Here is a 7,631-nt window from a genome sequence, read left to right as displayed (position 1 = left end):
CGACTTCACCGAGGCGGTGCGCCTGGTGGCGTCGGGGGAGGTGCCCGCCGGTCGGCTGATCAGCGACGTCGTCCCGCTGGCACGGGTGGGTGAGGCGTTCGAGGCGCTGGCTGGTGGGGGTGCGGTGAAGGTGCTCATCGACTGCCAGGGCGACTCCTCTGAGCACGCGGCCCGGGGTGAGCAGGCATGAGCGCCGCGCCCGCGTCGTCGTCCCCGTTCGCCTCCCCGTTCGACCTGACCGGGAAGCTGGCGGCGGTCACCGGCGCCAGCCGCGGGATCGGGGCGGCGGTCGCGGTGGCGCTGGCGCGGGCGGGGGCTGACGTCATCGGGATCTCCACCCGCGGTCCTGGTGAGGATGTCGCTGAGGCGGTGCGCGCCACCGGCAGGTCTTTCACGTCACTGGCGTGTGACCTGGCTGACCGGGCTGCGGTGCGCGCGCTGGGCGCCGACCTCGCCTCCCGCAACGTCGATCTGCTGGTGGCCAACGGCGGCACCATCCGACGGAGCCCGGCCGCGCAGCACTCCCTGGCCGACTGGGACCACGTGCTCGAGGTGGACCTGACCGCGCAGTTCGTGCTCGCGCAGGCCGTGGGTGGGGCGATGGTGGAGCGCGGGTCTGGGCGGATCGTGTTCACCGCCTCGTTGCTGAGCTTCCAGGGCGGTATCACCGTTCCGGGCTACACCGCCGCCAAGCACGGACTGGCGGGGTTGACCAAGGCGCTGGCCAACGAGTGGAGCTCCAAGGGTGTGGGGGTGAACGCGGTGGCGCCGGGCTACATCGCCACCGACAACACCGCTGCGCTGCGCGAGGACGAGGACCGTTCGAGGGCGATCCTGGAGCGGATCCCCGCCGGGCGGTGGGGCCGTGCGCAGGACATCGCCGGCGCGGTGGTGTACCTGTGCAGTCCGGCGGCGGAGTACGTGCACGGCGTGGTCCTGCCCGTCGACGGCGGATGGATGGGCCGATGACCCAGCAGCTGCACCAGCGCCCCCCGCGCGCAGCCGGTGGGGCGATCGGTGCCCTGGCCGCCGCGGAGGACCTGCGCGACGCCCTGGCGCGCTGCCCGCTGCTGCCGGTCGTGGTCGTGGGGGAGCGCACTGACGGTGCGGCTCTGGGGGCAGCGCTGGTGGCCGGTGGGCTGACCGCTGCGGAGGTGGTGCTGCGCACCCCCGCCGCGCTGCGGGTGCTCGCCGAGCTGGCCCCCACCCAGGGGCTGCTCGTCGGCGCGGGCACCGTGGTGGACCCCGAGCAGGTGGAGCAGGTCGCCCAGGCGGGCGCGGCGTTCGTGGTCAGCCCCGGCCACGACCCCGACGTGGTGTCCCGGGCCTTCGCCCTGGGCGTGCCGGCGGTTCCGGGGGTGTCCACGGCCACCGAGGTGCAGCTGGCCCGCAGGGCCGGCCTGCGGCTGCTGAAGGTGTTCCCCGCCGGCGCGGTCGGTGGGACGGGGTTGCTTGCCGGGCTGGCGGGTCCGTTCCCGGACGTGTCGTTCGTGCCCACAGGCGGCATCGGCGAGGCTGACCTCGGTGGCTACCTGGCGCTGGGATCGGTGGCCGGCGTGGGTGGAAGCTGGTGTGTGCCAGCGGCGCTGGTCGCACAGGTGACCGGCGGCGGTGAGGCCAGCGCCACCGCGGCTGCTGAGCTGGCCGCGCGCGTGGCCACCGCCGTCGCGGCCTGCCGCGCCGCCCGTCCGTGAGCGCCACCGTGACTGCTGCCGTGACTCCTGCCGTGGCTGCGCCTGCTCCGGCGCAGGTGCTGGCGCTGGGGGAGGTGATGCTGCGCCTGGACCCCGGGGAGGGACGCATCGCCACCGCCCGCTCCTTCACCGTCTGGGAGGGCGGGGGCGAGTACAACGCCGTCCGCGCCCTACGGACCACCTTCGGACGCCGCGCCGGGGTGGTCACCGCCTTCCCGGACGATCCCGTGGGGCTCCTGGCCGCGGGTCTGGTGCGAGCTGGCGGGGTCGACGTCTCGCGGGTCGTCTGGGTCGACGCCGCTGCCGGGGCCCGCACGGGGCTGAACTTCGTCGAGCGCGGCTTCGGGGTGCGCGGGGCCCTGGGCGTCTCCGACCGCGCCGGGTCAGCGGCCTCCCGGTTGGCCCCCGGTGACCTCGACTGGGACGCGGTCCTGGACGGCGTGGCGCACCTGCACACCGGCGGGGTCTTCGCCGGGCTGTCGGCCACGACGACGCAGCTGGCCGAAGAGGGGTTGCGCGCTGCGCGGCGGCTGGGGGTGGGCACGTCGTACGACGTCAACCACCGCCCCTCGCTGTGGCGTCACCGCGGTGGTGCTGCTGCTGCGCGCACCGTGGACCTGCGCCTGGCGGGGCTGGCCGACGTCGTCCTGGGCGCCCTGCAGCTGGTCCCGGCCGACCAGGCGCAGGTCGAGCTGGGCACCCCTGAGGCGGTGGGGGAGGTCCTGGCCGAGCTCGGGCGGAACTGGGCCGCGCTCACCGGGGTAGACCAGCACGACGACGATGGAGCCGGCCCGCTGCTGGTGAGCTCCTGGCGCCGGGTGGTCTCGGCCGGGGTCAACGACTGGGGGGCTGCGGCGTGGAGCGCGGCCACCGGCGTCGTGGTCGGTCCCCGCCTGGACGGGGTGGGGGTGCTGGATCGCATCGGCAGCGGTGACGCCCTGACCGCCGGGGTGCTCGACGGCGTCCTCAGCGCGCGCTCTGCTGGCGAGCCGCTGACGGCTGCGGCGCTGGAGCGGGCCCTGGCCCTGGGTGTGGCGGCCGGGGCGATCACGATGACCACCCCCGGCGACACGTGCGCCGCCACGCTCGCCGAGGTGCGGGCACTGGCCGCCGGCGGCACCGCCCACGTCCAGCGCTGACCACCAGAGCTGTCCGACCTACCCGAGCGGAGACCACGTTGATCATCGACGCCCACCAGCACTTCTGGTCGCCGGAGGAGGTCTCCTACCCCTGGCTGACCGACGAGATCGCCCCCGTCAACCGCCGCTTCGGCCCGGAGCACCTCGCCCCGCTGATGACGGCAGCCGGCGTCCAGGCGACGGTGCTCGTGCAGTCCGCGGACCACCGCGCCGACACCGACGCCATGCTCGCCATCGCCGAGCGGTCGGCCGCGGTGGCCGGCGTGGTCGCCTGGGTGCCGCTGGACGACGCCGACGCCGCCGCGGAGCAGCTGGCCGAGCTGCGCCGTGACCCCGTCGTCGTCGGCGTGCGCAACCTCGTCCACGACCGGCCCGACCCCGATCACGTGCTGCTCCCGGCCTTCCTCGACGGCCTGCGGGTGCTCGCGGCAGCTGGCGTGCCGTTCGACATGGTCACCTCCCAGCTGCGCCACCTCGAGCACGTCCCATCGCTGTCCGAGCGGGTGCCCGGGCTGCGGGTGGTGCTGGACCACCTCGGCAAACCGCCCTTCCGCCAGGGCGAGGACGCCTGGCGGGCCTGGGAGCAGCTCCTCGCGCGCGCCGCCGAGGACCCCCTCGTCATCGCCAAGGTCTCGGGCCTGTACCCGGCGCCCGCAGGGGACCCCGGTTGGGACGTCGACGAGGTGCGCCCGGCGTTCGAGCACGCGATGTCGTGCTTCGGCCCCGAGCGGCTCATGGTGGGCGGTGACTGGCCCATCAGCGTGCTCTTCGGCGGCTACGAGAAGACGTGGGAGGTCACCCAGGGGCTCATGCGGGAGACCTCCGCCGACGAGCGAGCCGCTCTGCTCGGCGGCACCGCCGTCAGCACCTACCGCCTCGACGCACAGCGCCTCGCTGCTGCCTCTGCCTCCGCTGTCGCCTCCGAAGGGAGCCCGTCGTGATCGTCGCCCTCCACTCCAAGCTCAAGCCCGGCAGCGAGGAGGGGTACGACCGCGACCACGCCCGCATCCCCCCGGACCTGCAGGAGGTGTTCGACCGCGCCGGCATTCGCGAGTGGCGCATCTGGCGCAGCGGCTTGGACGTCTTCCACCTGGTGGACTGCGACGACTTCGAGGCGGCCATCGCAGCGGTCGACGCCGACCCGGCCAACGCCCGCTGGCAGGAGGTCATCGACGGTTACGTCGACCACTTCGTCGACCAGGGCGCCGGCACCTCCGGGCTGCAGCCGCTGAAGCTCGTGCACTCCCTGCTCGACCCCGCGGTGCTGCCGTGAGCCTGCCGCGCCGCCGCATCCCGAGGACGAGCGTCGAGCTGACCTCGCTGGGCTTCGGGGCTTCGCTCATCGGCAACCTCTACCGCGCGGTGGACGACGAGACTGCTCGCGCCGCCGTCGACGCTGCCTGGGGCGCGGGGGTCCGGTACTTCGACACCGCCCCCCACTACGGGCTGGGCCTGTCCGAGCGCCGTCTCGGCGAGGCCCTGCGCGGGCGCCCGCGGGAGGAGTTCGTCGTCTCCACCAAGGTGGGTCGCCTCCTGGAGCCGCGCGAGGTGCCGCTGGAGCGGGACGACGACGGGTTCGACGTCCCCGGGGACCTCGGCAGGCGCTCGGACTACAGCCGTGACGGGGTGCTGCGCTCGGTCGAGGCGTCCCTGGAGCGCACCGGGCTGGACCGGATCGACGTGCTGTACGTCCACGACCCGGACGACCACTGGGAGCAGGCCTCGCGCGAGGCCGTACCCGCCCTCGTGGAGCTGCGCGAGCAGGGCGTGGTCGGTGCTGTGGGCGTGGGGATGAACCAGTCGTCGATGCTCGCGCGGTTCCTGCGCGAGACCGACGTCGACGTCGTCATGCTCGCCGGGCGCTTCACGCTGCTGGACCAGAGGGCCCTGGACGACGTGCTGCCGGCCGCGGTGGAGCAGGAGCGGGCGGTGGTGGCCGTCGGGGTGTTCAACTCCGGGATCCTCGCCCGCGACGTCGTCCCCGACGACGCCCGGTACGACTACGCCCAGGCCCCGCCGGACCTGCTGGCCCGGGCCCGGGCCATCGCCGCCGTGTGCGCCGAGCACGGGACGACGCTGCCTGCTGCCGCCGTCGCCTTCCCGCTGCGGCACCCGGCCGTGGTCGACGTGACCCTCGGGATGCGCACGGCCGATCAGGTGCAGCGCAACGCCGAGCTGCTCGGCGCGGTGCCGTCCAGCGGCACCTGGGGCGATCTTTGGAGCGACCTGGATGCTCGCGGACTGGTCCGACCGGGGTCCGCAGACCGCCTCTGACCTGCTCTGCTGCCGCAGAGACCGGATCGTGACAACCCGACGTCGCGAAACCCTTGCGGGAAAGGTGATACGTATGATGTTGTTCCTTCACGCCGCAGGGCGATCGTCAACGATGTCGAGCCTGGGAGAGCCAACGATGTTCCCCTCCAGCACCACCACCACTCCGGTCCGGCGTTCCGGTCGCCGCATCGCCGCCCTCGCGGCGGGCGCCCTCCTGGCGCTGTCCGCGGCGGGATGCGCCACCAACGGCGGCACCGACCCGGGTGCCGCCGCTACCACGGAGGCCCAGTCCGCGGACAGTCCCATCACCGTCTGGGTCGACGCGACCCGCGCCCCGGCCGCCGAGGCCTTCCAGAAGGCCAACCCCGACATCCCGATCAAGGTCGAGACCTACGACGGCTCCTCGGGCGGCTCCAACTCCTTCAAGACCAAGATGGCCCTGTTCGACCAGTCCGGCAGCGGCTGGCCCGACGTCGTCTTCTCCAGCCAGAACAACGACGCCTCCTGGGCCAGCCAGAGCCAGGGCGGCAAGCAGGCCTTCGCCGCCGACCTGAGCAGCGGCGTGGTGCCCAAGGAGACCCTCGACCAGTTCACCAAGGGCTCCCTGGACGTCTGCACCGTCGACGGCAAGGTCTACTGCCTGCGCAACGACCTCGCGCAGGAGGTCCTCTGGTACGACAAGTCGCTCATGGACCAGTTCGGCTACCAGGTCCCCAAGACCTGGGAGGAGTACCAGGCGCTCGGCCAGAAGGTCGCCAAGGAGCACCCCGGCTACATCATCGGCGGCGCCGGTGACTCCTTCGACGGCCAGATCTACATGTGGTCCGCCAAGTGCGAGGCCGGCAAGCTCGACAGCGCCACCTCGATCTCCGTCGACGTGACGTCCGACCAGTGCAAGGCGGCCGCGAGCCTCCTGGACGACGGCATCAAGAACAAGTACCTCAGCACGGTCAGCGTGTTCACCCCGGAGTTCGTCCAGCAGTACTCCGGCAAGGTCCTCATGCTCCCCGGCCCGGCCTGGTACGGCGGCGCCCTGTTCAACAACCCCGAGTCGCTGAACATCCCGAAGGGCCAGATGGGCATCGGTGACCCGATGGCGTGGGGCTCCGGCCCGGCCGTGACCGGCAACGTCGGCGGCGGCACCTGGTTCGTCTCCAGCCACTCCAGAAACACCGAGGCCGCTTCGAAGTTCGTGCAGTTCGTGACGACCGACGACAGCTACCAGGTCGACCAGGCGCCGGGCTACCCGGCCTACGCCCCGGCCGCCGAGAAGTGGCTCGCCAAGCAGGCAGCCTCCGGCTACTACGCCACCTCGATGGACGCCCTGACCAACGCGGCCCCGCTCGTCTGGTCCGACTGGAGCGCCCCGTCCTTCAGCCAGGAGTCGGTCTGGTCCAAGACCGTCACCCCGGTCATCACCTCCGGAGGCTCCGTCCTCGACACCCTGCCCACGTGGCAGACGGCGATCGAGAACGAGGCCAAGGTCAACGGCTACACGGTCAAGTGACGGCACCGACGGACCTGCGCGCCGCCGCCCTGCCCCAGGCAGGGCGGCGGCCCGCCCGGCGGCCGCAGCCGAGGCTGTCGAAGGCCGTCGGCTACCTCTTCACCGGCCCGTACGTGCTGTTCGCCCTCGCCTTCGGCATCGGCCCGGCCGTGTACGCGGTGCTCCTGTCGTTCTCCGCCCCTGACGGCGACTTCGCCGGCGTGAGCAACTACGCCCGGGTCCTGGACGACTTCCGCTTCATCCCGGCCGTCGTCCACGTGGGCCTCTACCTCGCCCTGTGGCTCGTCTCGCTGCTGGTCTTCGTGGTGCTGCTCACGCTCATGGTCCACGCGATCTCGGTGCGCTGGCTCAGCGGCGCCCTGCGGCTGGCCTACTACCTGCCGGGCGCGCTGGCGGGTGCTTCGAGCGTCCTGCTGTGGCTGTTCATGCTCAACCCCTCCGCCAGCCCCGCGGCCTGGCTGCTCCGGCTCATGGGCTTCGAGAGCTTCGCCAGCACCATCGCGCCCGACGGCCTGCCGATCATCTTCACCCTCATCGCCTTCTGGTCCGGCGCTGGTGGCTGGATCGTCGTGATGTACGGGGCCCTCAACAACATCCCGCACGAGGTCATGGAGGCTGCGCGCATCGACGGCTGCGGCCCCGTCCAGATGGCGCTCAAGATCCAGCTGCCGCTGCTGCGCAAGTGGATCGCCTACATGGCGGTGCTCTCACTGGCCGGCGGGACGCAGATCTTCGTGGAGCCGACGATGCTCTCGCAGGCCAGCAACGGCCAGGTCCCCAACGACTACTCCATCAACCAGCTGGCGTACCTGTACGCCTTCAACATCCGCGACTTCAACGCCTCTGCCGCCATCGCGGTGATGCTCCTGGTCGTGGCCCTGGCCCTGTCCGCGATCTTCGTGTGGCGCGGTGGCCTCTTCGAGACGGAGGACGTGTGAGCACCACGGCACTGCGCCACCGGCCGCCTTCGACCGCCACCGGGGGTCCGCGCCGCGGCGGCGGCCTCGACCTCGACCT

Annotated in this window: 8 protein-coding genes and 1 pseudogene; all 9 read left to right on the top strand. The window is 72.6% G+C overall.

Annotated elements, in window-relative coordinates; translation table 11 throughout:
* Nucleotides 1–190 (top strand): annotated as a pseudogene (locus FMM08_RS23160) (Zn-dependent alcohol dehydrogenase); the annotation flags it as partial.
* Nucleotides 187–969, top strand: a complete 783-nt coding sequence (locus tag FMM08_RS17940) for an SDR family oxidoreductase (protein ID WP_147927728.1) — start codon at nucleotides 187–189, stop codon at nucleotides 967–969. The pseudogene FMM08_RS23160 and the gene FMM08_RS17940, both read left to right, overlap by 4 nt.
* On the top strand, nucleotides 966–1,694 hold the full coding sequence (locus FMM08_RS17935) for a bifunctional 4-hydroxy-2-oxoglutarate aldolase/2-dehydro-3-deoxy-phosphogluconate aldolase (RefSeq protein WP_147927727.1): 729 nt from the start codon (nucleotides 966–968) through the stop codon (nucleotides 1,692–1,694). The genes FMM08_RS17940 and FMM08_RS17935 overlap by 4 nt, the downstream gene beginning before the upstream one ends.
* A 32-nt stretch (nucleotides 1,695–1,726) precedes the next feature.
* Nucleotides 1,727–2,833 carry a carbohydrate kinase family protein gene (locus FMM08_RS17930; protein WP_147927726.1) on the top strand — a complete coding sequence of 369 codons (1,107 nt, stop codon included), beginning with the start codon at nucleotides 1,727–1,729 and terminating at the stop codon, nucleotides 2,831–2,833.
* Between the two features lie 38 nt (nucleotides 2,834–2,871).
* Nucleotides 2,872–3,774, top strand: a complete 903-nt coding sequence (locus FMM08_RS17925; protein WP_147927725.1) for an amidohydrolase family protein — start codon at nucleotides 2,872–2,874, stop codon at nucleotides 3,772–3,774.
* Nucleotides 3,771–4,106: an L-rhamnose mutarotase gene (locus FMM08_RS17920; RefSeq protein WP_147927724.1), complete on the top strand. Its 336-nt coding sequence runs from the start codon at nucleotides 3,771–3,773 to the stop codon at nucleotides 4,104–4,106. The genes FMM08_RS17925 and FMM08_RS17920 overlap by 4 nt, the downstream gene beginning before the upstream one ends.
* Before the next feature lie 2 nt (nucleotides 4,107–4,108).
* Nucleotides 4,109–5,107 carry an aldo/keto reductase gene (locus FMM08_RS17915; RefSeq protein ID WP_147927767.1) on the top strand — a complete coding sequence of 333 codons (999 nt, stop codon included), beginning with the start codon at nucleotides 4,109–4,111 and terminating at the stop codon, nucleotides 5,105–5,107.
* A 136-nt stretch (nucleotides 5,108–5,243) separates the two neighbouring features.
* Complete coding sequence (locus FMM08_RS17910) at nucleotides 5,244–6,614, top strand: ABC transporter substrate-binding protein (protein WP_147927723.1); 1,371 nt, start codon at nucleotides 5,244–5,246, stop codon at nucleotides 6,612–6,614.
* On the top strand, nucleotides 6,611–7,552 hold the full coding sequence (locus FMM08_RS17905) for a carbohydrate ABC transporter permease (RefSeq protein WP_147927722.1): 942 nt from the start codon (nucleotides 6,611–6,613) through the stop codon (nucleotides 7,550–7,552). The genes FMM08_RS17910 and FMM08_RS17905 overlap by 4 nt, the downstream gene beginning before the upstream one ends.
* Nucleotides 7,553–7,631 lie beyond the last annotated feature (79 nt).

Source organism: Quadrisphaera setariae (assembly GCF_008041935.1).
In the GTDB taxonomy this organism is placed as follows: Bacteria; Actinomycetota; Actinomycetes; order Actinomycetales; family Quadrisphaeraceae; genus Quadrisphaera; species Quadrisphaera setariae.
This window is presented reverse-complemented; position numbering and strand designations above follow the sequence as displayed.